Here is a 24,309-nt window from a genome sequence, read left to right on the forward strand (position 1 = left end):
GGTCGGCATACTCCGGCGGTAGAAAGATCTATCCCGACGATTTCGCTATTCTTACAAATTAATACCCGTTAGAATGTTCCTCGTTGATAAGTTTGTGGTGCACTTTATTCTTCCGCGAATTTAGCAATTTTTTATCTAGTTACCACCATTTTTTGAGAATAACCGCATGACGATAGATCCACGCACGATCCTAGTGGTTTGGGCGGCATTGAATATTTTGTTTGCAGGAATTCTGGCCTTGGTTGGTATGCAGGCTGGCAAGGTGCGTGGTGTCTGGCATTGGGCTCTGGGTGATCTCCTGATTGGTCTCAGTTTAGGAATTTCCAGCCAAATTACGATGCCACCTCCGCTGGCGGTGGTTATTTTTGCCTCTTTGACCTTAGGATCTGGTTGGGGTTTGCTTTACAACGGTATTGAAGCCTTTAAAGGCGGGCGCTGTCGTTATTGGATCCCGACCGTTCTGGCGCTGCTGATGCTGGCTAATAATTTGATTTTCGGCGTTTGGAGTCCTGATCCAAAGATGCGTATAGGCTGCAATTTTTTCTTGTTCGCCTTAGTGCATATTGTTTGTGCGCGCGCCTTGTTTGTACGAATCGCGCAACCGCTGCGCACTGCTTATTGGCTCGCTGCCGGATCCGTCTCCGTGATTGCCTTGCTGGCTCTGCTACGTTTGATTTCAATACTATTTGCGCCAGAAGATTCGGTACGTATGTTCACGGCAACAGGGGTTAATCCTGGTGTCTTCTTTTTCGCCAGCTTGGCACAGATGTCAATGTCGTTTGCCTTCATGCTCTTGATCAACTACACATTGGCAAATGAACTAAAAGAGCTAGCTTCGACTGATTCTTTGACCGGAATTTTAAACCGCCGCACGATAGAAGTTGAGACCATGCGTCAGTTGGCTTTGGTCAAACGTAGCGGTGAGAACGTAGCGATCATGATGATCGATGTTGATCATTTCAAGCAAATTAATGATCGTTTTGGACATCCAGCGGGTGATGAGGTATTACGTCAACTAGCAAATTTGATGCGCTCGATAGTGCGTGGCACTGACTATATTGCCCGTTATGGCGGCGAAGAATTTTGTATTTTGTTACCAGGCACGGGTGAAATTCAGGCAGCGGCTCTGGCAGAACGTTTTCGACGCTTATACTCAGAGATGAGTATCGAATGGAACGGTGATGTCTTGAAGAGCACCGTGAGTATTGGTGTCGCTGATTCCCGTCAGGCTGGCGCTGACATGGAGACTTTGATCAAAGCTGTAGATATCGCTTTATATCAAGCTAAACGCCAAGGCCGCGACAGCGTAGTACGTTTTTCTGAAGGCGTTGAAGCCCCAAATCGAGCCATTTGATAGCCTCGGACTATCTCCATCAGCCTAGTTGGTTTCAGACGCATGGTCGACACAGACCTTGATCTCTGACGGAGAACTTGGCGCGCCGTTATTGGTTGCAACCAATGGCGGCAGCTTCTTATTAATTAAGGGCAAATTGGTGACCTCAGACCCGTCAGGGCGCACCGCCTGTTGTGCTGATAACCAATCGCCATTGTCTTTTTGTTCCATGCTTGCCTCGCCATTTGATTTGAATAGAATCTCAATGAAGCGGAAAGCATAAAGCTAGGCGCTGAACTTGGGGTGATAGTGTTGCGAATCTTTGTTTTAGCGCAAACAAAGATCGCAAGCCAAGCCTAGATTAACCTCCAAAAAACTCCGCATGCACTAATTGCAAAGCCAGTTTTTTATCGTCTTGATGCACCAGCATATACGCCGCAACTTCACTAGCGCCAGCGGCCGCCAGATTGACTCGTACGCCGCCAGCTAACGCTGCTGATAAAGCACGGCTGGCAATAGCGCTGCCCACATCTGAGGCGAGTAAAACACCATCACCGACCACTGCCACAATCGCAACCTGATCGTCTTTGGACACTTCGACTACACCCGCCAGATGGTGCTCGGCTACGGCAGCATAGGCAGCTTCCAAGTGATCGCGCGCCAGCAAAATATTAATCGCGGTTTGTGCGGTAAGCACACTCTTGATATTGATGTCATGCTGATCCAGCGTATTCGTTACTTGCGCCAAGATGCCCGGTTTAAAGCCGACACCTGGGCCGTGAAGCTTGAGTATCGCCACGTCTTCAGTCGCGCTGACGCTTTTCACTACATCGCGCGTGACGGTGCGCTCGGCGTTGATGATGGTGTATGGCAGCAAACCGCGTTCTGGTTTGGTGATATTTAAAATGCGAATGGGTATATCTTGGTCAAACAAAGGTTCTACCGTGCGTGGATGCAAAATCTTGGCGCCGAAGTAGGATAACTCCGCTGCCTCGAGATAATTTAATTGGGCAGTGGAACGCGGTGCCTTGACCGAACCGGGATCGGCGCTTAAAAAACCGTCGACGTCTTTCCACACATCGAGTGATTCCGCACCTATGCAGCGGGCGATGGAGGCGGCTGAATAGTCCGATCCACCGCGTCCAAACAAAGTCGTTTTTCCATCGCGGTCAACACCGTAGAAACCCGGCACCACGATGGTCTCATCACCGCTTAAAGCTTTTGCTACTGAGCTGGTACTGGCGGCAAAATCACATGCGGAATTACCGAATATGCCGTCGGTGATCAAACCGATATCTTCCGGCAAGGCTTCACGTGCTTTGATGCCGCGACTCAGTAACACCTCTGTTAACAACAAGCTGGACAGGCGTTCACCATAACTTAAAATCGCGTCGTTCACAAAGGTAGGCACATCGCCTATGCAATGAATGCCTGTTAAGTAACGTTCCAACTGATCGAGCCGCACACCCAGTGCTTTTTCGGTACGCGCTCTGTGTTCTACATCCTTGATATTGGCTTCCAATATTTCTTTTTTTAAGGCACGCAAGGTTTGCGTGTAGTCGCGGCTATCTGCCAATGCGGCTTTGGTACCAGCACCTTCTTTTGCACTTTGTACACAAGCGATCAGCGCATTGGTGATGCCGTAAAATGCCGAAACGACCAAGACTAATGGGCGATTATAGGTTTGCACTACATTGATGACGCGATCAATATCTTGTGGTTGGCGCAAGTTGGAACCACCAAATTTGACGACAATTTTCTTCATAGCATGTTTCCTGTAGCGTTCTATTATTGTAATGTTGCAGCTAAAACCACCCTTGCTCGGGCGTAATTCGCCATGCGCATGGCTTGTTCTGGACTAGCTGTCATATTGCCGACGACATGTGCGTGTTCCTCTACATCGGCTCGCTTTACCCGCGCTGCCAAAGGCATTTGTATGACGCGTTGTATGTAATCGTCGTAAGTTTCGTCAGGGCGTCCAGTTAGGATCTCGACTGCTTGTACGATGTCGCTTGCAAATCCTATTTCTAATAGCTGCTGTGCATGCATACCGCCATCCTCGATCACGTCGTGCAGCATCGCGACCTGACGTTCGTCGTCGGCCTGCAAGCGCAACATGACGCGCATGCAGTGCAATACTTCTGGATCACCATCTTCGCCAATACGACCAGCATGGGCACGTGCCGCTGTTTCTATGGCTATTGCGAGTGTGGACATGTTTATTCTTTCTGTAGTGGTGGCGTTTCTTTGCTTATGTTGTTGCTTGATTGGCTACTTAATTGGAACTCAAATTAGCCTGTTATTGTAATCTGAATGGGATGCTTAGGAACAGGCTGCCGCTCAACTGAGCTCTATGACGATACTTGAGGAGGAGATTTTTATATATTTTTTGCATCAAAAAAACTAAAACGTCCATCAAACTACTTGTTTGATGGACGTTTGCTTATAGCGTGATTAGACTTGAAAACGGAAGCGCAACGGTGGGCATAAATGTTCCCTCTCCCGCAGGCGGGAGAGGGATAGGGTGAGGGGAGTTCAGAAGCCGCACTGCGGTTTTAAAGGCAAAGTGGTGAAGAGATAGCGTTTTTTAGATCTTTAAATATCGTTATTCGAGTCTGAAACTCCCTCATCTCCGTCCCTTCTCCCGCAAGCGGGAGAAGGGAGTTTCAAACTGAAACTGTCAAGAGAATTATTCCAGATACTAGTGTGCGTAGGCGGGAATGACGGACTATGAGGCAAGGGCTTCACTATCCTGCATTCTTGAGGTGACGAATTACTTGTTCAACAAAATCGGCTCACCAAAACCCAACTCCTTCATACGCGGTAACTGAGTTTTTGCATCGCCAACGACCAGCCAGAACATCTTGTTTGGATCGAGATATTTCTGTGACAAAGACTTGATTTGTTCTACTGTCATCGCCTTCACAATTTGTTCACGGTCTTTGACATAGTTAGGTGTCCAGCCATATTTGCTAATGTTTTCCAACATACCGAGTTTTGCATTCGAGGTTTCAAAAGCGCGTGCATTGCTCTTGATCAGGAAACTCTTGGTGGTTTCCAAGTCGGCGTCTGAATAAGTCATGGCGTAATCTTGCAAAATTTGTTTGACCAATTGCGCCGATTCCAAAGTCACATTGGTACGCACGCCGCTGCTAATACTGAAATCGCCCGTGCTCTTGCTGCCTGAGAAACCAGAACGTATGCCGTAGGTATAGCCTTTGCCTTCACGCAGTTGCTGGGTCAAGCGTGATGCGAAGCCACCACCACCCAAGATGTAATTCATCACTGTGGCGGCGTAGTAGTCTTTATCGGTTGCAGCTAGTGCCGGATAGCCGATTTGTAATACGGATTGTTTGGCATCCGGCACATCGACAAAATAGACCTTAGCGGTGCTCGCTCCTGCACTAACAGTAGCAGGCGCTGGCAAATCCACTTTTTTGGCTTTCCATTTTTTGCTTAGATCGTTAAGCGATGCGGTAACGCCAGTTTTTTCTAAAGCACCCACCACATGCATTCTAGCCACAGAGGGTGACAAATTCTTAGCGTAATACGCCTTCAAATCGTCTAGCGTAATGGCGTTGATGCTGTCGGCGCTGCCCAGAATATTGCGCGAGCGGATATTGTTTTCACCGTACAGCAGTTTGCTATAGGCGTTGCCTGCAATCGCATTCGGATTCGCTTCTTGTTGGCGGATTTGACTGATGACACTTTGCTTGAGTAAGCCAAATTCTTTTTCATCCCAACGCGGCTCTAGTAAGATTTCCTCCACCAGAGCGACAGTCGCTTGATAATTACGTGCCAGTGTATTGACCGTGATGCGTACATCTTCAGTGCGCGCTGAGACGATGATAGATGCGCCTAATTGCTGAATCGCTTCTTCCAATTCTTGCGGTGTTTTCTTGGCGGTACCTTGCGTCATCATGCGCGCCATCAGATTGGCAACGCCGATCTTGTTGATGTCTTCTAACAGCAGGCCACCATCGATGATGATGTCAAATTGCATGAGCGGCACTTCATCATTTTGTATACCATAGACCTGCATGCCATTGGCTAGCTTGTTGTTCCATACTTTAGGAATTTTTACCTCAGCAGCAGGACCGTAGGCGGGTTCTTTATCACGGGCGATTTTGGAGGGGGTCTTGGTATAGGTGGCATTGATGTTAGGGTCAACGGCTGCTTCTGCACCTTGCACAATTTTTTCTTCCGCAACTTCGGCTTTTGCTGAGCCGCTCAAAGCCAGATTCAGCTTGCCTTTAGGGACAAAACTGGTCGCCACATAATTTTTACCCTTCACATATTTTTCGTACACGCGCATGACATCGGCAGGCGTGACCGCCAAAATATTCTTGATATCTTGTTCCACGTAGCCAGGATTACCTGTCAGGTAATTGTATTCTGCCAGCTGAGAGGATTTACCTAACACGCTAGACAGGGAATTGTAGAACTGTGTCTCTTGTCCGGCCTTAATACGATTTAAATCTTTTTCAGAGATGCCGGTCTTTTCAAACAACGCAAACGCGTCGTTTACTGCGCTTGCCACTTCATCCAAAGACTTACCATCGAAGGCACGCACGCTGAGCATGAATTGGCCCGCCACTTCGGAGGTGCGGTTGCCTATGCCGACGTTGGAAGTGAGCTTCTTATCTTCTACTAATACTTTGTAGAACGGCGCCTTCTTGCCGCGTGACAGGTATTCACTCAAGACGTCGAGTGCATAAGAATCGGCATGCAATTGCTCTACCGCAGGCCACACCATGGTCAGTGCGGGTACGCGGGCGAAATTATCTTCGTGATACAGCTTTACAGTTTCTTTGACAAAGCCTGCGCGTTTAGCGAGTGGCTTGACTTCTTCACCACGTTTGATTTCGCCGAAGTATTTCTCTACCCACTGTTTCGCTTGGGTGGTATCAAAATCACCGGCAATCACCAGCGTTACATTGTTAGGCACATACCAGCGACGGAAAAATTCTTTGACGTCATCCACGGTTGCATTTTGCAGATCTTCCAGCGAGCCTATTACTTGCCAATTGTAAGGATGGTCGGCCGGATATATGGCTTTGTCGATTACGTAGGAGGTGTGTCCATACGGATTGTTATCGACGCTTTGACGTTTTTCATTCTTAACGACTTGTTTTTCTTTCGCCAGTACTTGATCGGTGACGGTATTGATAAACCAGCCTAATTTATCCGCCTCAGCCCAGATCATTTTTTCTAGCGCATCTTTAGGTACCGTTTGCAGATAATTAGTGCGATCGTGTGACGTGGAACCATTCGCTCCCGAGCCGCCTATGCGCGCCGTCATTTTATCCAGACCACCTTTGCCGAGATTTTCGGATTCTAAGAACAAGAGATGTTCGAACAAATGCGCAAAGCCAGTACGACCAGCTTTTTCACGGGCAGAACCGACATGGGCTGTTAAATTGACCGCAACCACAGGATCAGATCTGTCCACATGGAAAATCACTTCTAGACCATTTGCTAAAGTGAATTTTTGATAGTCGACTTTGAGTGCGGCTTTTGCTTTGCCCTTGGATGGCGCGGCTTGCGGTGTCTTGGCCGGTGGTTTGGGGGCATCTTGTGCCAGCGTTGTACTGAGCGGCAATAAACAGCTGGCTGCCAGAACCAGTGTAGATGAAACAGCTCTTGAAGCGACTTTCATAGGTGTTCCTTTTTTCGTTTTTGATTATTGTTGCGTGAAATGACGGTAGATCTAATTTGTCTTTGCTGTAGTCGCTGCATCAGCAACGGCCGCAGAATAGTGGCTGAAGTATTCCCTAATCAAGCTTATTTCACAAGTAAATTTGTGAAGACCTGTATTAAGAGAATTGGCGTAGCTAGGAAGGAGTCATTTTTTGACTCAGGATTGATTTTGATTTGCAAGGTGCAAGGTCAGCTTAGGCTGTCAACGTGTGTCGCATTGAGCGGGTACTGTCTAGTCGTGATGTAGAGGCCGCTTTTTGAGCAAAGATTAAAACTCATTAACGTCATGCCGGACTTGATCCGGCATCCAGAATTGATCCACAAGCCAGTGAAATTGGATGCCGGATCAAGTCCGGCATGACGATAGTCTATCTGATTTACATCCTTGATATAGCTTCCGAATAGTCACGATTCGTATTCATCGCTCTTCTAGCTAACGGGTAGCAAATTTAACGCTAGATTCCCCGGAACTACGAGCAACGCACTTTAACCAAATTGCGAATGGTTGAAAAAATGCCGGCCATGGAAATGCTTAAATGTGCAGCCTTCTTGTCGAGCGTCCTTCTAAACATCTGCGCTCCCTTTGATTTTTCTTCTTCGAGAAATCCGATTTCGCAGTCTTCCTAGTGTCGGTGTTTTTTTGCGACTCTCTCGCTGAACATTTGGATCAATTGACTTTACTTGCAAATCTTTAATGCCTGAACAAATGATTAGAACCCCGATAACAAGCCAAAACCATGCGTTTATATATACAGCATAAGGACCGAAGAAGTATTTCAATGTGGCATAAAAAGATTGCGTTTTCCAGCGCCCGAACGCAGGAAAATCGTTGCTCAACACCTGAGCAACACCAAACTCAAAACAAGGAAACCCAATACGATAAAACCAGATGCAAAAATTTTCTGTTTAATCATACTGATGTTTAACGCCAATCTATTTATAAAACGGTTCGACAGTACCTTTAACTTTAATCATCATCGGCATACCTTTGCGATCTAAGGTCTTGCCTGCTGGCACAGTAATCCAGCCTTCGCTGATGCAGTATTCTTCTACGCTTAAACGCTCTTTGCCGTTGAGCAAAATGCCGACGTCGTGGTTAAAGATTTCAGCGACATAGAATTTGCTGCGAGGATCGACGGAGAGGCGATCTGGGAAGGCTGGTTTTGTGGTGTCGCTCATGATGGGTTCCTAAAAATATGAAAACTCGCTAGCCAAAACAGGTCAAGCGTGAAAGTCGCTAGTTTATCGGTTTTTGAAGTGGAATTGTTTGTTCAAGCGTAGCAGTTTACCTGTTGAGCGCGCTTAGTTCGCGTAATCGCTGATGCACTTCATCCTCGATATCGAGTTTGATTTGCTGTTTTGCACGTAAATAATGATCAGTAAACACGTCCAGATAGGCCGCTAATGTTTGCGCGGCTAGCGTGTCGCCCGCCAGTGCCAAACAGATGGCGGCGACTTCCGACGTGCATAAATGGTCATCACGGCGCGAACGGCGCAAGCGATAGCGTGATACTTGATCGGGTGCCAGGCTTAAGACAGGAAACTGATTGAGGTAAGGGCTTTTATTAAAAATCTTGCGCGCTTCCGGCCAGGTGGCGTCTAATAATATGAATAATGGCCGTTTGGCGACAGCGGTTTTATGGTCGTTTTCCGTCGACAATTCTGGTACGTGATCAGGGACTAATTCGCTGACTACGCGCTCAGGCGCAACGAATTCACCGGGAAACACTACATACGGTTGCCATTGCGGATCGGCTAGTAATGCTAGTAATGCAGGCTCCACCGTCGTACGTGCCCAGCCAAATGCTGTGGTTTCGGGAATGACATCGGCAATCAGCCAGCCGGTATTGCTGGGTTTGAGCGTTTCATGTTCTGCCATTAATAAGCAAATGCCAGCGCGGCTCGGCACGATCGTACGGAAATTACAAAAGCAGTGACTCAAAATCAAGCGACATCCGGTGCAACGTTCGCCATGTGGCCCGCCACGAGCGAGGAAAGGGCGAGTACTGCGTTCAAGACGAGCGGAGCGTAAGCGAGATACGGCGTGCGGAGGGGGGAGGGAATTCATTTAAAACCTAAAGCGAGACAAAGACGGCATGGCTTCTTGTACATGCCGCCATTTGGAATGTCTATATGTACTACTTATTATGCGGAGAATTTTGCATAGTAAGCCACGACGGCTGGATGTTCAGCGATGCGTTTCATATGTGCATTGAGTGCTGGTGCAGTCTTTTCAACCAGATCAGTAGGTACATGGTCGAGTCGACCTGAGTTCAAAGTACGCACGTCGATGAATACTTTTAGATCCGCAACGGTCAAACGATTGTCGGCAAAATAGTCACCGCCATTGGCCAGTAATTTCTTCTCTAACCAGGCCAGATAGACAGGTATAGAGCCATTCACCAAAGCCAGACGTGCCGCTTTTTGTTCTTCGCCCGTCATGCGGAAAGTTGGTCCCAATTTGACACCCGCTTCTTCCACCACATACATGACTTCATCACACAACAACGCCTGATACGCGTCATTTGGGTAGAGACCTGCCAGTTTACCGGCATAACGCAAAATAGAATCGCATTGCGTAATTTGCACGCCGTCGACCTCTAAAACGGGAACCTGACCAAACGGCGTGTTTTTGCGCACGTCAGCAAATTCTGGATAGGCGAAGCGATGGTCATCAAATGCGATGCCACCTATGGCTAAAGCCAGACGTACTGGCTCGCCGCGGCCACCGTGGAAGTCGAAATAAGTAATTTTAAGTTGAGGCATGATGTTTTCCTGTGGGAGTTAGCGCGTTTTTTTGCGCGGAGAATAAGGAGAAATCGTATAGCGCCAAGCATCATATCACGCCGCGTTTTTCTCTTCAGGAGCATGCCATCTTGTGTATTTGTTTGTGAAACTGAAATAGAAACCGCGTTGCTAACAATTCGCGCGAATTGCCGCAACGCGGTGCAGGCGTCTTCATATTCGACGGATGTCGCCCTTGATCAGCTCAAATTGAGAGACTATTTAGGCATAAACTGCTCGCTACCAATGATTCCCAATGACTTGATACCGCGGTTTTGTGCTGATGCCAGTACACCAGCGACGTTTTTATAGGCGGCGAGACGATGGGCGAGCAACTGTATCTCTGGTTGCAGCGTCAGCTTTGCGATCGCGTCGAATTTACTGTCGAGTTGCGAGCGATCCACAACTTCGCCATTCCAACTTAGTGTACCGTCGAAGTCGACATCCACACGCACGACCTTCGGTTTCGCGCAGTCGCCTAGACAGGTACTGGGCATATTCAGCGTCACTGCATTGTTTGCGATAGGTAAGGTCATGATAAACATGATGATGAGCACCAGCAAAACATCAATCATGGGTGTCATATTCATATCCATCATCGGTTCTGATGTTGTTGTAGATGCAGCGGCAGAGCTGCTTGAGGCGAGTTGGTGTTTGCTAAGTTCCATGACAATATCCTTTCGACTGTTTTGTTGAGAAATCAGACAAAGTACAAATACTTATGGATACAGCGATTGTGCTTACGCTAGTGCTAATTGATGGTGAATGCTGTTGGACACTAAGCTAATGATAGAAGCGAAGAATTTCGCAAAGAACGTTTTGAACAAAAAATTGAACCTCCTTGCTCTCAATATGGACGATGCGCATGCGGAATTCAAGGACGAATTTGCTTTACAAAAAAATGAGCAAATTTGCGAGTGCGGAAATAGTCTTAGAACATGCCTGCGAACAGGCGACACCAGTTCGCAGCAAGCAGTACTCGCTACATAGCCGCCGTGGCAAGTGTAACGCCCCAAGTGGCGCCAATCGAGTTACCGAAATGAACAAGCCAATGAGCTATACCAACAAGTCACGCATATCATCCGCATGCTCTTCTTCCATCGCCATAATGCCGACCAACATATGTCGCGTGGTCGGATCGGTTTCACCTATTTGTTCTATCATCTGGCGATACGATTCAATGGCGACTCGCTCAGCGATCAGATTGGCTTTGATCATCGCTTGAATATCCTCAGCTTCATCGTATTCAACATGGCTGCGTGAGATCAATGTCGCAGGATTGAAGTCCGGTTTGCCGTTGAGTTGCACGATACGCTCTGCCAACAAATTCGCATGCGCCTGCTCTTCTGCGGCATGTTGTAGAAACTCCGCTTTGATAGGACCATTTTGCAGACCGCTTGCGGTGTAATAGTGACGTTTATAACGTAACACGCAAACCAACTCTGTTGCCAGCGCTGCGTTCAACATCGCAATCACTTGTTTGCGATTCGCTTGATAACCCGCGGTGACTGCGCCATCATCAAAATTCCTAGCGGCAGCGCGTATGGCATCGGTGTTTATACCTTTGTGCACAGTGTTATTGAGTTCATGCATGATGTTCTTTCGACGAGAGAGGGTAATAGTGTGATGAAGTAGTGGCGTAGATTCAGGGCGCTTCAATAAACTGTAGGGCGTGATTAGACGGCGTATGTCCTGACCCACGCAACATATGAGTCCATCCAAGTTTGGATAAACTTTTTACTGCCGGGATTGACCTTACCGTCTTCGTCAAAAAAACCTTCAATCAAGTGGATGAAGGCTTCCGGTTGTCCTAGCGTAGGTACATCCAGATAAGCGAGAATATTGCGTAAATGTTGTTGTGCTAAGGCGGTGCCGATTGCGCCAATTGACACACCTATAACGCCCGCAGGTTTGCCTTGCCATGCACTGTCACCATAAGGACGTGAGGCATGGTCGATCGCATTTTTGAGTACACCTGGAATCGAACGATTGTATTCGGGCGTTACAAAGAGTAAACCCTGTGATGCCTTGATATCGGCTTTCAATCGTTTCACCGGCTCCGAGGGATGGGCATCAGCGTCTTGGTTGTAAAGAGGTAAATCGCCAATATTTATCTGTTTAAAAATGAAATCTAGTGGCGCCATTTCCGCCATGGCGTCCGCCAGTTTGCGGTTAAGTGAAGCCTCGCGAAGACTACCTACAATGACAGCGATGTGATATTGATGCATGACGATACCCTTTAGATTGCTCAACTTTGCTCAACTTAGTTCGAATGGATGCCGACTGACTTTTCTTTCTTGCATTGCCGGTTCTATGCGTTGACTATTTTGATGATCTACACCCGCATCGACCATTTCGGGTGCGACCTCAATGCGCGTGATACCAGAGTTCACTGAAATTGGATCGCTGGATGGAAAGCTCATCTCCAATGCATCGTCGAGCAGGCTTTCTTTCGCGTTTTCCTTGGCCTTTTTTTCATTTGGCTCGACCGCTAACTCAATGCGTGAACCAGGCTTGGCCTTAGAAATGTCAGTGGCGTAGTCAAAGGCTTTATCTCGGGTCTCAAACGTGCCTAACGGGGTCTGCGTACCCGTTTCATTGACTTCCCATTGGGTATCGCTGACTTGTCGTATTTGTATAAGCACGCCGCTCTTTTGATCAATTTCCATGCTCGTTTCCTCAATGCCTGCTTAATAGTGAGAGGACAGCATGCGCCAGCCAAAACATTTAGTTTGTTCGTTGGCGTACTGAAAGGTGAAATTAGCGAGTCGTCGCTACATCGCTAGATCGTAAGAGTTAAGCGTTTCTTACGCTTTGAGAGAAGGGCAGGATCACACCAAGCCTTTTCTATTTGCTGGGGAAGGGGGTGTTTAGGGTGCCTGGTCTTTGGTATTGTCGCCACTCGCTCTGAATAAATCTTCCAATGCCGCCCGACTGGCATTCGCAGAGGTGCTTACACGACCACGCTTGCCGTGAAATTCCTCTTCGATATTGTCCCGATAAAAACTCCAGGCCGCACTGGATGAAGCGGTCGAGAAGCGACGCCAGACTTCCTGTCCGACACCAGCATAATCGATAGCGGTGCCGTCATCTAATTCTACTCGCAGCACTCGCTCGCGCAAGTCGTAGCCAATCGCGCGCAGTTTGCCTGCATTGATCCGTTTCATGTCCATATCGGTCTCCTCTAGTTTCTATTCCAGAATTTTAATCGATAGCAACGGAGGTTTCGATAATTAGCTGGCAAAATTGCTTAACGACGCATGAAGCATTTTTTCAAAGCAGATACTGTTTGAAACACCTTGGTATTGGCCATAATTCGGAATAATGTTGTAGCCACTTTTTTGATACAGACGTATCGCTTCCAGTTGTTTGACGCCAGTCTCCAGTAAGCATGTTTTGTAAGCTAACTGTATCGTCCAGTCTTCTAGTTCTTTTAATACAGTGGAGGCGATACCTTGGCCGCGCGCACTTGGGGCGACATACATACGCTTCACTTCCATCACGCCATCCGCATAGTGCTTGATCGCACCACAGCCAACCGGAGCATCCCCATCGTAGGCCACGACCACGTATTTCAAACCGTCCGATTTATTGTATTGCGCATAAAACGTATGCTCGTCACCATCCATGATCGCCAGGTAACGATCCAGCTCTACGACCAATGTTTGGAAATCGGTATTGTTTGAATCGCTGCGTTTTAAAGTAATCATTTCTTTCTCGCTTATTTAGATTTGCTTAGTTGGGTTTGCTAAATTGAGTCGGCTGAATAAAGTTGGCTAAATGAAGCGCTCAGTTAAATTTGCGCAAAAAGAGCCATCATAGTCATCAATAAATAAACGCCATTCAAAAAAGTATTCGCAAACGCTTGTTTTTTGTACGTGTAATAGATCAAGCAGCAACATCCGAATACATTCATCAACAAAAATGTCAGAGAGGTGCTGGCCAGTAGCTGTTGCGTATTTAAGCCATAAGCGATCAGGCAAATAATTCCACCGCCCCAGCCTAGGCTATTCAAGTATTTATCTTGCTTTGTCTGTTGCATTTCCATACGCATCCCTTCGATTCACACGTCACACTGAATTGCTAAGCTTCAATTGCCAGGCTCATAGACGTAATTTACGCTTCTGTTTAATGCATAAAAATGCTAAATTCGAGTTAATTAATGCGATATGTGAGTTAATTAATCAAATCGACGGCAGCTTAGCGATGAACCTCCAACAAATCCAATACTTCCTAGCCCTAGCCGATGAACTACATTTTTGGAAAACCTCCGAGAAAGTCTTCATCACGCAGTCTGCACTCAGCCGCCATATCAAAAGTATGGAACAGGAGCTAGGGTTTGACTTGTTTGAACGGGACAAACGTAATGTCAAACTCACGTCTGCCGGAGAATTTCTGCGCGACCAATATGCCAAATTACTCGCTGACTATGAAAGCGTGACGCGCCGTGCCCGCCTGATCGCCGCGGGAGAAGTCGGTGCGATACGCATAGGATTTCCGGCTTCGATTACTTTTTCAGTGTTACCTGATCTGTTACTCGCCTTGCATCAAAAGCACCCACATATCGTGGCGCAAATGATCGAAGTTGATGCCAGTGATGTTGATCCATTCTTACTGGCACATCGTATTGATATCGCCTTCAATCGCGAATCGGCAAAGGCCAAAGGCCTGACATCGAGTCATTTGATGACAGAAAATTTTGCGCTGGTAGTTCCTGCTGGTCATCGTTTTGCGGACAAACGAGAGTTCAAATTACAGGACTTGTATAAACTCAGGGACGAGGAATTTGTATTGCCCGCACTGAACGGAAAAAGCGAACATGCCTCGCAGTTACGTGCGATTTTTCAAGGTGCAGGGTTCGATCCGATTATTCATGTGGAATCCGATTTTGGCGTTGCGCTATTGGGCTTGGTCGCCAAAGGACTAGGCATTTCTATCATGCCGATTTCTTACTCGCATCACTTAAAGCACGAGGTCAATTTTATCAAGATCCCACCGACTTCAGATCTGCTGGCACTCTGGCGTGAGGGCGACGCGAACCCCGCTTTGCAAATATTCCTGCAAGTGATTGCCGCGTTTGATTTTAAGTTGGCGCCTTAGATTTTTGAATGCGCGCCTAATTATTTAGCGAGCAAGACAATGTCTCTTTGGCGAAATACAAAAAATGTTACCGCTATATGGAAGGGGATTTGTGTCGATTAAGTGAGAACCGACGCAAATCTTTTTTTACCCACAAAATTAGCCTGGAATTACATTCCCAACGATCGCAAAAGCTCATCGCTATCATCATCACCCGCAGGCGCTTCGGCTGGTGCTGGTTTGTCTTTTGCGCGGTCTGCTTGTTCACTATCAAGCAAGGCATCTGGGTCGAGCACTTCGCTAGAGTCGAAATCATGCAGTTTGATGAACTCGGTACGATCAATAGCCAGCTCCAAATAGAAGATGTTATTGTTTTCGGTGAAGAAGGAGACGCGGCGGATTTCTGGGCGGTCTAGCGGCGTGTCTACGCTGAGCATGACTTGCTTGTTGAGCACCAACATCTTTGGTTGATTTTGCGTGATATTGGTTTGCAGTTCACGGCGGATTTTGCCTGTGAAGTCACCAACAATTTGATTCATCAGTTCGCCCAAAATATTCGAGACTTCGTCCGATGTGAAGGCGGAAGCCAGCTCTGATTTTGGCATGCCCATACTCAGCATATACTTTTCGTAGATTTCCAAAGCAGCTGAGCCAGAGAAATTCAAGACGACCAAGCCAGAGAAGCCACCATCGAACAAGACGAAGCAGCCAATGTCCGGCTTCAATCCGATCTTGGTAATGCGTTGAACCATGGCGGAATAGTGAATTTTTGTTTGTGTCGCTACGTTCAATACCCGCGTCACGGAATTACATAAAGCGGTTAATAAATCTTCCGTTCCGTACACAACACCGTTTTCGTCCTTGCCCATAACCAACTCCTAAAAAACTTTTAAAAATATGCAAATCTTTGCCACTCAGGGCGGGATATTTTGACGATCAATGAATTGTTCAGCAAGTTTTTCACTGATATTGCTACTGAAATTAGCATTGAGATAATTACTTGCTCACCACTTTGTTTATTTAGCAAGGCACTTACCGAATAAGAACCCTTACTTGAGAGAATAGTGAAAGAATATTCCTTTGGGGCACATGCCGTCTAGTTGTTTCATGTTTTCTGTGCGGTTTATCGCTTACTGGTGCGTGCTTTTCAAAAGGCAATAAGAATTACATGAGCAAAAAAACAATAAAGGCTGCAAACGCAGCCTTTCATTCATCTTACTCTCGTAAGCAAGTATTTCTCAAATTGTCAAAGCGACACGTCCTACTCTTCAGTCTCATGACAACAGATGCAAATCTTGTTTCCATCAAGATCACGGAAATAGGCACCGTAATAATTGGGATGGTAATGCGGTCGAAGACCAGGTGCACCTTCGCAAGTGGCGCCGAGGGCGATGGCTTTAGCATAAGTTGCATCGACCATTTTTCGAGTTGTGGCTAACAAAGCCAGCATCTGACCATTACCGACACTCATGGGCTCGCCGTCGTAGGGCTTACCAATACCGACGATGGGCCGAAGCTTACCTTTCTCAACCCAGCCCGACCAGGACTTTTCGGGATAACAAAACTTTAAAACATAGCCCAGCTCATCCATGATCGCGGAATAAAAATCATGGGCACGCGCGTGTTCGGTAATTCCTAGGAAGACATGTGAAATCAATGATTACTCCTTTATCTAAAACAAATGAATCTTACTCGGACCAAAAAAACAAATGGCCTCTGCAACCATTTACGAATAACGAACACTAGGCGTTTAGCTCCTATTGTCCAGCTTCCTCTTCGCGTTCTCAATTTGCTTAACACTGGCTTCCGGCGTGGGCAATGCCTCAGGCATGGTGCCACCTAATTCGGTGATAGTTTGGCGTACTTTTTTTCCAACCTCAAAATGCGTTTGGTTGGCCTTTTGTTTTCCGCTGACTTGATCGCGTTTCAACTTTTCTTCTGCTTGCGTGGCGCGGAACAAATTTGCAGCTAACTCAGTGCTACCCATATGATCCAGAATCTTCTGGCTCTTCTTCAAATCCTTGCGCGCATGAATGTCTTTGGCGCCCAAGCCACCATACAAACCGCGATAGCCGTGATCTTGAAATATGGCGTAATCAATTGGCGTCGCAACACCAGCATCTTTGGCCGCCGCAGCTAAATGCTTATTGTGCACGGCAAGCTCATTGCGGATGGCGAGGCGCTTTTCGTTTTCATTGAATAGAGCAAATTGCGCATCATCCGCCAACTCTTGGCGACGTGTCTGCATCGCAAAATAGGTCTGGCCGTTAGCGATAACAGTTTTGCTTGGATCGCCGTTTTGCACGATCAGGTAACAAGCGTAGCGTGACAGGCGTATATCGCTCAATTCGCGTTTTGCCCCTGAGCCGATTTCGACCATTTTGGTGAGATCACCGAAATGGTCGTCAATTGCTTGCGCAGATTGTTGGCAAGCCACTTTAGCCTTTTCCACAACTTGCACAAAGTTGCGCCAATCTTGGTATTCAAGCAGTGGAGCAAGATCGCGCGCCAGCCAAAACTCATTGCCATCCTCATCGACATGTCGAGCGCCCTCAAAGGTAGCATGATGTTGAGTGATGATTTTTTTATTAGTCATGGCGACTCCCGGTTTTTGGCCCTAATTCGAACAGTAAAAGTAAACAAATATTACAACAAAAATCATCAAATAACTGAATATTTAATCAGTTGTTTTAAGTGGCCTTAAAATCACTGTTTCAATCAAAATAGACCTGATTCAATCAAAGAAAAACCACCAATGTGACTCATAGTCCGTAGACAACAAAGCTGTATCGCCGCATGATGGGCTTACCGTATCAGCGGTTGGCGATTAAAATTTATTCAGAAACGGAGCATGCAATGAACATCGAAAACAACGAGGAAGGCAAGCTGAGTTACGAAAATATTTATCGTGGCGTGGAGATTTATATTAAAGCAAATCCAGACCATTACCGTGGCGGTTTTGCGTGGTCTGTTTGCCGGGATGAGAACGAACTTGATTGCGGTCTGGCATTGACAGAAAACGAGGCGATGGCCGAGGCGCAGCGGGCGATTGAAGAGCTAGACGTTAGCCTTGCCTGAGATTTCTATGGCGAGCGTTGTCGGTTCATGCAGCCAATCTTCTAATTCGTCGATCACCGAATCAAGGGTTTGCCTGGTGCTCCCTTTGATCGCGCATTCCCACACTATGCCCAGGCGCCAGCCGGCATCCAGCAATTGATCGTGTACGAGGCGGTCGCGGCTCATGCTATTGGAGATCTTGCCTAGCCAGAGTTCTTGTCTTGTTTTTGGCGTGCTGGATAGATGGCAGTGGTGGCCGTGCCAGAAACAGCCATTGACAAGAATCACCGCTTTGTAACGGGGTAAGACAATGTCAGGGCGGCCTGGCAGGGTCTTCACATGCAGGCGAAAGCGCAGGCCGCATGCGTGCAGAGCCTTGCGGATTGTTAGTTCCGGTTTGGTGTTTTTGCTCTTGATCGCGCTCATGTTTTTGGAGCGAACGCTTGGATGATGAACGTCTGTCAAAACCTTCTCCCTCTCAGCGTAAGAACTGACAGTAATCAAAAACTACACAAGTGACGCATAGCGCTGTGGTAATTCTTCCCACTGCTTAGACGCTATCAAATCTCGCGCTGATGTGTGGAAGATCTTAAACGACCTGACACTCTTCGTGGTGACAGGCTGATTGATCCGTCGGGATGAACCTAGTTTGATCAGCCAATACTCGTCTGTACTGCTATTCAGGCTACCAGCTTGTTCAATCGTCAGATCACAGCGCCTCTTAATCTCTATCGAGATGATGTCATAGATAAACTCCACGACTCTTTGGGTGTTTGCCACATCATAGGCAGCCAGAGCACAGTAACGCGATTCTTGCATGACATGGTGGGAAATGGATTTCTTTAGCGTTGTAGTAACAGGTACGTGATACCAAGGTGCGGTACCATTGTTGAATTTATCTATGTAAGATTTATCACGGCCTTTGGATGGTGCGGTACAGGCTACTAGCGCGAGATCATGGTACTGACTCAGATAGGCACCGGTAACAGCAATCCGTGCAGAATCTTCCACTAAATACCGGTCTGATTCTGGTCGTAGATACGGCGTAGCAGACTTGGCATTACCAAATTGTTTTTCAAGGAAGCCGCGCAACCAAAGATTCGGGCGATCCGGTAATAATGGGAATGCGCCGATGCCTACATCATCTATTGAATTGTCATACGGATTATTGGTTTGACTCTCGTCAAACCAGCCAGGGTAAAGAACAAACGCACCTAGCACCGGACGGCTTTTTTCTTTCCAGCCATCACCGGCTTTATCGATATGAATAAGCGCATCACGATAGCGATGCATCTGATTAATGGCATCATCTGGTGCCATATCTGCGCCATGATCGTCCCAGATGCGATATTTTGCGTCAAAAATCCAACGCACAGTTTTACCGTTTTCGAACGTCGCTTCCAAAAAAATATCTGGAATCTGCGTTGTCGTCCAGGAGTAGATACCTCCCGCTGTACGTTTCTTTTGCGGACTAAAATTGGGTTCATGTGACAAACGGATATTTAGCTTATCGCACGCTCTGTAAAGTAAAAATGCAGACGTACTACCATTCACCATACTCTTCTCTAGTCCCGTGTTTTTCAGGTCAGCTTTTGTTGAAGAAAGTTCGGTAAAGCCAAGTTCTTCCAGCATGCTTTTGATCTGCAAAAAGCACCAGACTTCATAGAGATCTGCAACCGATTTCATCGACACTGCAGCGTTTTGGCCAAATACGCCCAGATACATTTTTAGCTCTTGCCATAGACGATAGATATTGGCATAGCCAGCTCGCTGATGCAGTACCAGCGACTCACGCTCCTGACCTTCATAGTCCCCAACCTCTGTAAAAAGAGGCTGATTGAGCAACTGATCCAGAGGTTTTTTCCAGGAAGCCAGTTCATCAAAAAAACTAGCGGACAGTTTTCCGCCTTCCTCCGGTGCTTTCTGGTTTTTTTGTGCGAGCTTAGTGATGGCGCTCAGCTCAGCGCTACAACGCTTCAAGACCATCTTTACAAAACGGTTTTCAGGCGTATCTACTGACAGGCGTCGGCTGGTAGTCTGGTAACGATGATGTGTTTCGTTTTGTGACAGATGCTCGTGTATTTGCGCTTCTAGTTTGGGCGTTAATCGACCACGCAAGCGTTCAAGTTTAATCGCTCTTTGTTGCGGTAGCAGACGGGAATGTGGAGCGCGTAGCACCAGTTTTACCGCGTCTTCCAGACGTGCTCTTAATTGTTTGAAATGCGCAAGCCAGAGCAGGGCAAAACGTTCATGCTTTTGATGGGAACGTGCCAGCTCCTGTTCAGTCTTTTGCGCAAAAGAAAATCGCCAGAGTGGATAAGCAGCGTCGATAGCCTTATGGATTGCCGCCAGATCGCTATCCATGGCCATTTTTGTTGGCAAAACTTCGAATGAAATAGTCTGTAGTCGCTCTTGCCCATCTTCTGTTTTATAGCGAAGACCAAGACGGAACCAGCCTACATCATTGCCAAAATTGATGCTGCCATGAAGTGAGTTAGATTTTTTACTAAAGTGAAAGTTGTCTTCAATGGCGACTAATCTGTGGACGATTTTTGGATTACTCGTGAATCCCGATAAATCACTAAACGAAAATTCAAAAAAATATTCTTTGTTCTCAAAAAACACAGGCGCAGGTAAAACCAGTTCGGATGACAAACCTTTGTCTTCTTCGCCTTCTGTGATGGGTTCCAGAAGCTTGATCTCTGAAGGCGGCGATAAATACAATTTGCTCGCTGGCAAAGGACGACCACGACCGGCCATCGTTTTGTGCAAAACCTGCAAACGGTCGCTAATGTCTTTGACCCAGACGGTCAGCTCCCAGTCACGGCTTTTCAGATTTAAGACATCAGGCACGAAGTTGTCCCCATTCCTTTGTACGCATGGCGTCTGTGCTTATGGCCAGAAAGAGGTAAAGCTATTGTCAGCTAAACGCTTTTGCATCCACTGTAGTTTTTGCGCGCTACGACAGTTGATCAGTAGCGGTGATGGCTGCGATGATTGATCTATATTTTCACGCAATAAATCGGGCCTTTGTGTATCCCAGATAGCAGGCATTTGCTGCTTCGAGATATCTTCCAGTTTAGTGAGTAGACTTTCTTCTCCATCCAAACCCAGTTTATGTCCGTCACCATCAATGCGTGGCAATACTTTCGTCATTAAAAAGTCGTCCCAGACTGCTTGTAACGCTGCATCATCTTCTGGCTGAAAACAAACCAAGGAAATCAGTAACTCATTTAATGCGCGAAACGCTAATTCAAACGGTGTGTTCTTGAGTACCGAATTAACTGCATTCAGAAATGCGATGCTCTTGCTTCCGTCTGGATCAGCATTCAAATTACTCAAATCGCTCGGTGCTACTTTAGATAAAATTGGGAAACTCAAGGTTTTATTTACAGTGGCTGGCGCGAAGTAATGCGAAAAATCATTGGGGAAAAAAGCACCGAAATCGATCGTGAACGCACGGTCTATCACTTTGCGGGAGAAACCATGCGTGGTCTCATCCATGTTCACCGTGCCAGCTACAATCAGGTTCGGCGGTAATGGAATACCCGTCGTCTTGAAGTAATTCCACAGATCCGTATAGGCCGCATCGTCAAGCCCAAGATCCTTGCGCAATTGTTCAGTGATTCCTTCGCCTTTATTGAAAAGCTCTGCCTTGAGTAAAGGCAAACAGCGATAACCGTCTACGTTCCATTCGCGAGATTCCAATACGGACAAATAATCAGCAAAATATTGCTCCACAGGTGCCAGATTCATTTCGTCCAGGCAGAGCCAATATGGCGTCATGACATTGACTGGCTTCGTCACGATTACATCCACTGTCGCTGATTGTGTGGCGTCCTTCCATGCCTTCACCACAAACGACAATAGCTCAGTAACGACATAACGTGGTGTGCCTATGCGTGAAACATAACCGAGCAAATCGGACGGCTCATGCCAGTCTGGTCGAACAGGGATCAGGCAATAATTGCTCAGATCGTCTTTGTGTGCTTTCGCTTGTTCGCGTATGAAGCGTGTTTTACCTGTGCCAGAAATTCCAGCTAGGAGAATGAAAGGCTTCGGCAGACTTATTCCGATTGCATCAGATGTATTCGTCACAGTGTTAACTTCCTTTAACTCGCCTTCAATCTTAAAAGAATCCCAAAGTGGTTCGATCTTTTTGTAAAAACTCATCAATTCGAGTAGATCTGAAACAAGCTCTGCTTCACTTGGTATCGCCTGCGCATCATAGAATTTCGCGACGATATTTGGAAGTTCGTATGATTTTCCCAGCGCGGTATTTGCTCGTAGAAAAATTTCTTTAGTTCCCCATTCCTTGAGGCCGCTTATTTCTGTACGTAGAGTTGAGGAGATCTTATTTGCTCTTTTTTCTGCCTCCAGTTTTCCTAACAATTTTTGTGGATTCGTTGTTCCTTGGTTTAGCGATAGGTAGACACCTGAGCCGTCTGCTCGAAAAAGATAGCCGGGATAAATTCCATCTTGAGTTGATGTTGATATTTTCGGATTTAGTATCGTAAGCCACGGTACGTTGGCCCAATTGCCTGCACCAGCACTTCCGACAACGGTAAAATCAGGGTATTCATTACTAATAATTTTCTGAATTTCTTCTTTAAGGCTTTGACGAATCGCATTTGCAATCGGATGAGAAGTAAATGGCTCTCTGGTTGCGTCAATCCATCCGTTCAGAATCTGTTCAATTGTTGTTTTTAACATTTTGCATCGCCAAAAGTTAGCTGGAGTTAATTCATACTAGAAGCGCGTAAAACAAATTGACGCTTTCTAAAGAAGCTGTTTTTATTTAGTAAACCTGTGGTGGCTTTTTCCCGACCAGCGAGCAAAGGGAGCTTCGATTGATGCGATAAATTGCTGCAAAATAAATCCGTGATGAATTGATGGTAAATGTGGATTTTGAATGTCTTAACTAAAACGGGCAAGGACTAAAAAGCTTTAGATTTGGGTTTTTTGCTAAAAGCCCCCTTTGAGCTTGATAAAAAATATTTGGTGGCGGTTTACAGGTGAATTCTTCAAAGAAGAAGGCGTTTTTACCAAATTCAGAGTGCAGTGCATTGCCAATTAATACAGAATTTATCTTTTCCTTAAGCTCTCGCTAAGGTAAGGGAAATTGATTTCCCTTACCTTACGAAGAGGCTAAGATAAGTTTCGAAGACATATAAGCGATGTCTGGTAGCACCAGTGACTTCGCGTAATAACCCAAGTCTGATGAAGTCTCGTATCAGTGCATTGGCTGTTGGTTGACTGACGCCCAGGTTCTTCTCTAAATCCCCAGCACTCAACATAGGCTTGCGATACAGTAGATTAAGTGCTTGTTTGGCATTCGGCGCACGTTTTCCTAAGCTTAATAATTTATGTTCGGCTTCGGTACGTAAACTTAAGATTTCTTGAAATACATTGCGGCCTTTGGTCGCTGTTTCGGTTACACCTTGCAAGAAAAATCGTACCCAATGGATAAGATCATTTGAAATGCGGACTCGCATTAATGCATCGTAATAATTGGCACGATTACGCTCAAAAAAATCGGATAGATATAGCGATGGTTTGACCAATAATTGGTGACTCACCAGGTACAGTGGAATTAATAAGCGGCCAATGCGTCCATTGCCGTCCAAAAAGGGATGGATGGTTTCAAACTGATAGTGACTTATCGCCAGACGAATCAGGTGTGGTACCGTAATACTTTCATCGTGCCAGAATTTTTCTAAGTCACTCATCAAGGCGGGTACGCCGTCTGGATGTGGTGGGATAAAAACAGCATCGGCCAGGCTGGAGCCACCTATCCAGTTTTGACTAATGCGAAATTCGCCCGGTTGTTTGTGTTCTCCGCGTACCCCTTGCATTAAAATTTCGTGTGTTTGCTTTAGGAGCCTGTTGGATAAGGGCAGGGTATCGAGTTCTTTAATGGCCAGATTAACGGCATCTACGTAGTTACGCACCTCACGCCAATCGTCTCGTTTTTCTGGTTGAATCTGGTCTTCAGACATCAAAGCCTCATCCATGCCGGTCTGAGTTCCCTCAATGCGGCTAGAGGTTTGTGCTTCTTTGACGACATGCATTTCTATGAATAAATCAATATCCGGCACGATGAGAGAAAACGCATTCAATTCACCTAAAGCACGATTAGCTGATTCTAATAAGGTGTTAATGGTGGGGTCTTCCCACAACCACGTATGATTGACGGGTACAGGCTCAAAACTTTTGTATTGGTATCGAGATTTCCATACACCTGCTTTAAAGCTTTCAAATTTCATTTTGGCTCCTTGTTTTTGGCATACGTCCGAATTTTTCTTGTCAATGATGGCTACTGTACCTATCAAAATGTGCAGCATCGATTAAGCGTT

The 24,309-nt window shown here is 46.5% G+C and carries 24 protein-coding genes; 3 read left to right on the forward strand and 21 right to left on the reverse strand.

Annotated elements, in window-relative coordinates:
* Nucleotides 1-166 precede the first annotated feature (166 nt).
* The gene (locus ACO0KZ_RS05825; RefSeq protein ID WP_422993677.1) at nt 167-1,354 is read left to right on the forward strand and encodes a GGDEF domain-containing protein; all 1,188 of its coding nucleotides are present in this window, start codon (nt 167-169) and stop codon (nt 1,352-1,354) included.
* A gap of 24 nt (nt 1,355-1,378) precedes the next feature.
* Here ACO0KZ_RS05825 and ACO0KZ_RS05830 read toward each other — a convergent pair whose 3' ends face one another.
* The 14 genes from ACO0KZ_RS05830 to ACO0KZ_RS05895 all read right to left on the reverse strand — a co-directional run bounded on the left by ACO0KZ_RS05830 (nt 1,379) and on the right by ACO0KZ_RS05895 (nt 13,865).
* Nucleotides 1,379-1,564 carry a hypothetical protein gene (locus ACO0KZ_RS05830; protein WP_422993679.1) on the reverse strand — a complete coding sequence of 62 codons (186 nt, stop codon included), beginning with the start codon at nt 1,562-1,564 and terminating at the stop codon, nt 1,379-1,381.
* Between the two features lie 130 nt (nt 1,565-1,694).
* A complete protein-coding gene (locus ACO0KZ_RS05835; protein ID WP_422993681.1) occupies nt 1,695-3,098 on the reverse strand; it encodes an aspartate kinase in 1,404 nt (467 codons plus the stop codon).
* Nucleotides 3,099-3,121: 23 nt separating this feature from the next.
* Nucleotides 3,122-3,550: a hypothetical protein gene (locus ACO0KZ_RS05840; RefSeq protein WP_422993683.1), complete on the reverse strand. Its 429-nt coding sequence runs from the start codon at nt 3,548-3,550 to the stop codon at nt 3,122-3,124.
* Between the two features lie 556 nt (nt 3,551-4,106).
* Nucleotides 4,107-6,992, reverse strand: coding sequence for a M16 family metallopeptidase (locus ACO0KZ_RS05845; protein WP_422993685.1), 2,886 nt, complete (start codon nt 6,990-6,992; stop codon nt 4,107-4,109).
* Nucleotides 6,993-7,966: 974 nt separating this feature from the next.
* Entirely contained in the window at nt 7,967-8,212 is a 246-nt protein-coding gene (locus tag ACO0KZ_RS05850; protein ID WP_422993687.1) for a DUF3297 family protein, read from the reverse strand.
* A 106-nt stretch (nt 8,213-8,318) separates the two neighbouring features.
* Nucleotides 8,319-9,101, reverse strand: coding sequence for a tRNA-uridine aminocarboxypropyltransferase (locus tag ACO0KZ_RS05855; RefSeq protein WP_422993689.1), 783 nt, complete (start codon nt 9,099-9,101; stop codon nt 8,319-8,321).
* Between the two features lie 77 nt (nt 9,102-9,178).
* Nucleotides 9,179-9,799, reverse strand: a complete 621-nt coding sequence (locus tag ACO0KZ_RS05860; RefSeq protein ID WP_422993691.1) for a glutathione S-transferase — start codon at nt 9,797-9,799, stop codon at nt 9,179-9,181.
* A 236-nt stretch (nt 9,800-10,035) separates the two neighbouring features.
* A complete protein-coding gene (locus tag ACO0KZ_RS05865; protein WP_422993693.1) occupies nt 10,036-10,485 on the reverse strand; it encodes an ExbD/TolR family protein in 450 nt (149 codons plus the stop codon).
* A gap of 388 nt (nt 10,486-10,873) precedes the next feature.
* On the reverse strand, nt 10,874-11,410 hold the full coding sequence (locus ACO0KZ_RS05870) for a ferritin-like domain-containing protein (protein WP_422993695.1): 537 nt from the start codon (nt 11,408-11,410) through the stop codon (nt 10,874-10,876).
* An 83-nt stretch (nt 11,411-11,493) separates the two neighbouring features.
* A complete protein-coding gene (locus ACO0KZ_RS05875) occupies nt 11,494-12,045 on the reverse strand; it encodes an NADPH-dependent FMN reductase (RefSeq protein ID WP_422993697.1) in 552 nt (183 codons plus the stop codon).
* Between the two features lie 30 nt (nt 12,046-12,075).
* On the reverse strand, nt 12,076-12,486 hold the full coding sequence (locus ACO0KZ_RS05880; protein WP_422993699.1) for a DUF2188 domain-containing protein: 411 nt from the start codon (nt 12,484-12,486) through the stop codon (nt 12,076-12,078).
* 201 nt (nt 12,487-12,687) lie between these two features.
* Complete coding sequence (locus ACO0KZ_RS05885) at nt 12,688-12,990, reverse strand: KTSC domain-containing protein (RefSeq protein WP_422993701.1); 303 nt, start codon at nt 12,988-12,990, stop codon at nt 12,688-12,690.
* 60 nt (nt 12,991-13,050) lie between these two features.
* A complete protein-coding gene (locus tag ACO0KZ_RS05890; protein ID WP_422993703.1) occupies nt 13,051-13,527 on the reverse strand; it encodes a GNAT family N-acetyltransferase in 477 nt (158 codons plus the stop codon).
* Between the two features lie 83 nt (nt 13,528-13,610).
* Complete coding sequence (locus ACO0KZ_RS05895; RefSeq protein ID WP_422993705.1) at nt 13,611-13,865, reverse strand: hypothetical protein; 255 nt, start codon at nt 13,863-13,865, stop codon at nt 13,611-13,613.
* Between the two features lie 158 nt (nt 13,866-14,023).
* Between ACO0KZ_RS05895 and ACO0KZ_RS05900 the strand changes: the two genes are divergently transcribed.
* The gene (locus tag ACO0KZ_RS05900; protein ID WP_422993707.1) at nt 14,024-14,917 is read left to right on the forward strand and encodes a LysR family transcriptional regulator; all 894 of its coding nucleotides are present in this window, start codon (nt 14,024-14,026) and stop codon (nt 14,915-14,917) included.
* A 149-nt stretch (nt 14,918-15,066) separates the two neighbouring features.
* On the opposite strand, the gene ACO0KZ_RS05905 is transcribed toward ACO0KZ_RS05900, so the two are convergent.
* From ACO0KZ_RS05905 to dinD, 3 genes are all read right to left on the reverse strand, one after another.
* The gene (locus ACO0KZ_RS05905; protein WP_422993709.1) at nt 15,067-15,765 is read right to left on the reverse strand and encodes a DUF3334 family protein; all 699 of its coding nucleotides are present in this window, start codon (nt 15,763-15,765) and stop codon (nt 15,067-15,069) included.
* Nucleotides 15,766-16,157: 392 nt separating this feature from the next.
* Nucleotides 16,158-16,553, reverse strand: a complete 396-nt coding sequence (locus ACO0KZ_RS05910) for a VOC family protein (RefSeq protein WP_422993711.1) — start codon at nt 16,551-16,553, stop codon at nt 16,158-16,160.
* Between the two features lie 93 nt (nt 16,554-16,646).
* Nucleotides 16,647-17,492 (reverse strand): DNA damage-inducible protein D, encoded by an 846-nt coding sequence (dinD, locus tag ACO0KZ_RS05915; protein WP_422993713.1) that lies wholly within the window; start codon nt 17,490-17,492, stop codon nt 16,647-16,649.
* A gap of 260 nt (nt 17,493-17,752) precedes the next feature.
* On the opposite strand from dinD, the gene ACO0KZ_RS05920 reads away from it, so the two are divergent.
* The gene (locus ACO0KZ_RS05920) at nt 17,753-17,974 is read left to right on the forward strand and encodes a hypothetical protein (RefSeq protein ID WP_422993715.1); all 222 of its coding nucleotides are present in this window, start codon (nt 17,753-17,755) and stop codon (nt 17,972-17,974) included.
* Here ACO0KZ_RS05920 and ACO0KZ_RS05925 read toward each other — a convergent pair.
* The 4 genes from ACO0KZ_RS05925 to ACO0KZ_RS05940 form a co-directional block, all read right to left on the reverse strand.
* Nucleotides 17,954-18,418 carry a very short patch repair endonuclease gene (locus ACO0KZ_RS05925; protein ID WP_422993717.1) on the reverse strand — a complete coding sequence of 155 codons (465 nt, stop codon included), beginning with the start codon at nt 18,416-18,418 and terminating at the stop codon, nt 17,954-17,956. The two genes, ACO0KZ_RS05920 and ACO0KZ_RS05925, sit on opposite strands and share 21 nt — an antisense overlap.
* A gap of 42 nt (nt 18,419-18,460) precedes the next feature.
* The gene (locus ACO0KZ_RS05930) at nt 18,461-20,806 is read right to left on the reverse strand and encodes a DUF2357 domain-containing protein (protein ID WP_422993719.1); all 2,346 of its coding nucleotides are present in this window, start codon (nt 20,804-20,806) and stop codon (nt 18,461-18,463) included.
* A 39-nt stretch (nt 20,807-20,845) separates the two neighbouring features.
* The gene (locus tag ACO0KZ_RS05935) at nt 20,846-22,666 is read right to left on the reverse strand and encodes an MrcB family domain-containing protein (RefSeq protein ID WP_422993721.1); all 1,821 of its coding nucleotides are present in this window, start codon (nt 22,664-22,666) and stop codon (nt 20,846-20,848) included.
* 419 nt (nt 22,667-23,085) lie between these two features.
* Complete coding sequence (locus tag ACO0KZ_RS05940; RefSeq protein ID WP_422993723.1) at nt 23,086-24,219, reverse strand: Fic family protein; 1,134 nt, start codon at nt 24,217-24,219, stop codon at nt 23,086-23,088.
* Nucleotides 24,220-24,309 lie beyond the last annotated feature (90 nt).

This window comes from Undibacterium sp. Di24W, from assembly GCF_049340325.1.
GTDB lineage: Bacteria > Pseudomonadota > Gammaproteobacteria > Burkholderiales > Burkholderiaceae_D > Undibacterium.

Bases quoted from the DNA above. Each gene is read 5' to 3' on its own strand.
- ACO0KZ_RS05895 (WP_422993705.1), bottom strand. From the start codon at position 13,865: ATGGAAATGCAACAGACAAAGCAAGATAAATACTTGAATAGCCTAGGC.
- ACO0KZ_RS05935 (WP_422993721.1), bottom strand. From the start codon at position 22,666: ATGTTAAAAACAACAATTGAACAGATTCTGAACGGATGGATTGACGCA.
- ACO0KZ_RS05840 (WP_422993683.1), bottom strand. From the start codon at position 3,550: ATGTCCACACTCGCAATAGCCATAGAAACAGCGGCACGTGCCCATGCT.
- ACO0KZ_RS05860 (WP_422993691.1), bottom strand. From the start codon at position 9,799: ATGCCTCAACTTAAAATTACTTATTTCGACTTCCACGGTGGCCGCGGC.
- ACO0KZ_RS05920 (WP_422993715.1), top strand. From the start codon at position 17,753: ATGAACATCGAAAACAACGAGGAAGGCAAGCTGAGTTACGAAAATATT.
- ACO0KZ_RS05940 (WP_422993723.1), bottom strand. From the start codon at position 24,219: ATGAAATTTGAAAGCTTTAAAGCAGGTGTATGGAAATCTCGATACCAA.
- ACO0KZ_RS05845 (WP_422993685.1), bottom strand. From the start codon at position 6,992: ATGAAAGTCGCTTCAAGAGCTGTTTCATCTACACTGGTTCTGGCAGCC.
- ACO0KZ_RS05830 (WP_422993679.1), bottom strand. From the start codon at position 1,564: ATGGAACAAAAAGACAATGGCGATTGGTTATCAGCACAACAGGCGGTG.
- ACO0KZ_RS05825 (WP_422993677.1), top strand. From the start codon at position 167: ATGACGATAGATCCACGCACGATCCTAGTGGTTTGGGCGGCATTGAAT.
- ACO0KZ_RS05870 (WP_422993695.1), bottom strand. From the start codon at position 11,410: ATGCATGAACTCAATAACACTGTGCACAAAGGTATAAACACCGATGCC.
- ACO0KZ_RS05850 (WP_422993687.1), bottom strand. From the start codon at position 8,212: ATGAGCGACACCACAAAACCAGCCTTCCCAGATCGCCTCTCCGTCGAT.
- ACO0KZ_RS05885 (WP_422993701.1), bottom strand. From the start codon at position 12,990: ATGGACATGAAACGGATCAATGCAGGCAAACTGCGCGCGATTGGCTAC.
- ACO0KZ_RS05880 (WP_422993699.1), bottom strand. From the start codon at position 12,486: ATGGAAATTGATCAAAAGAGCGGCGTGCTTATACAAATACGACAAGTC.
- ACO0KZ_RS05890 (WP_422993703.1), bottom strand. From the start codon at position 13,527: ATGATTACTTTAAAACGCAGCGATTCAAACAATACCGATTTCCAAACA.
- dinD (WP_422993713.1), bottom strand. From the start codon at position 17,492: ATGACTAATAAAAAAATCATCACTCAACATCATGCTACCTTTGAGGGC.
- ACO0KZ_RS05855 (WP_422993689.1), bottom strand. From the start codon at position 9,101: ATGAATTCCCTCCCCCCTCCGCACGCCGTATCTCGCTTACGCTCCGCT.
- ACO0KZ_RS05835 (WP_422993681.1), bottom strand. From the start codon at position 3,098: ATGAAGAAAATTGTCGTCAAATTTGGTGGTTCCAACTTGCGCCAACCA.
- ACO0KZ_RS05900 (WP_422993707.1), top strand. From the start codon at position 14,024: ATGAACCTCCAACAAATCCAATACTTCCTAGCCCTAGCCGATGAACTA.
- ACO0KZ_RS05905 (WP_422993709.1), bottom strand. From the start codon at position 15,765: ATGGGCAAGGACGAAAACGGTGTTGTGTACGGAACGGAAGATTTATTA.
- ACO0KZ_RS05875 (WP_422993697.1), bottom strand. From the start codon at position 12,045: ATGCATCAATATCACATCGCTGTCATTGTAGGTAGTCTTCGCGAGGCT.
- ACO0KZ_RS05865 (WP_422993693.1), bottom strand. From the start codon at position 10,485: ATGGAACTTAGCAAACACCAACTCGCCTCAAGCAGCTCTGCCGCTGCA.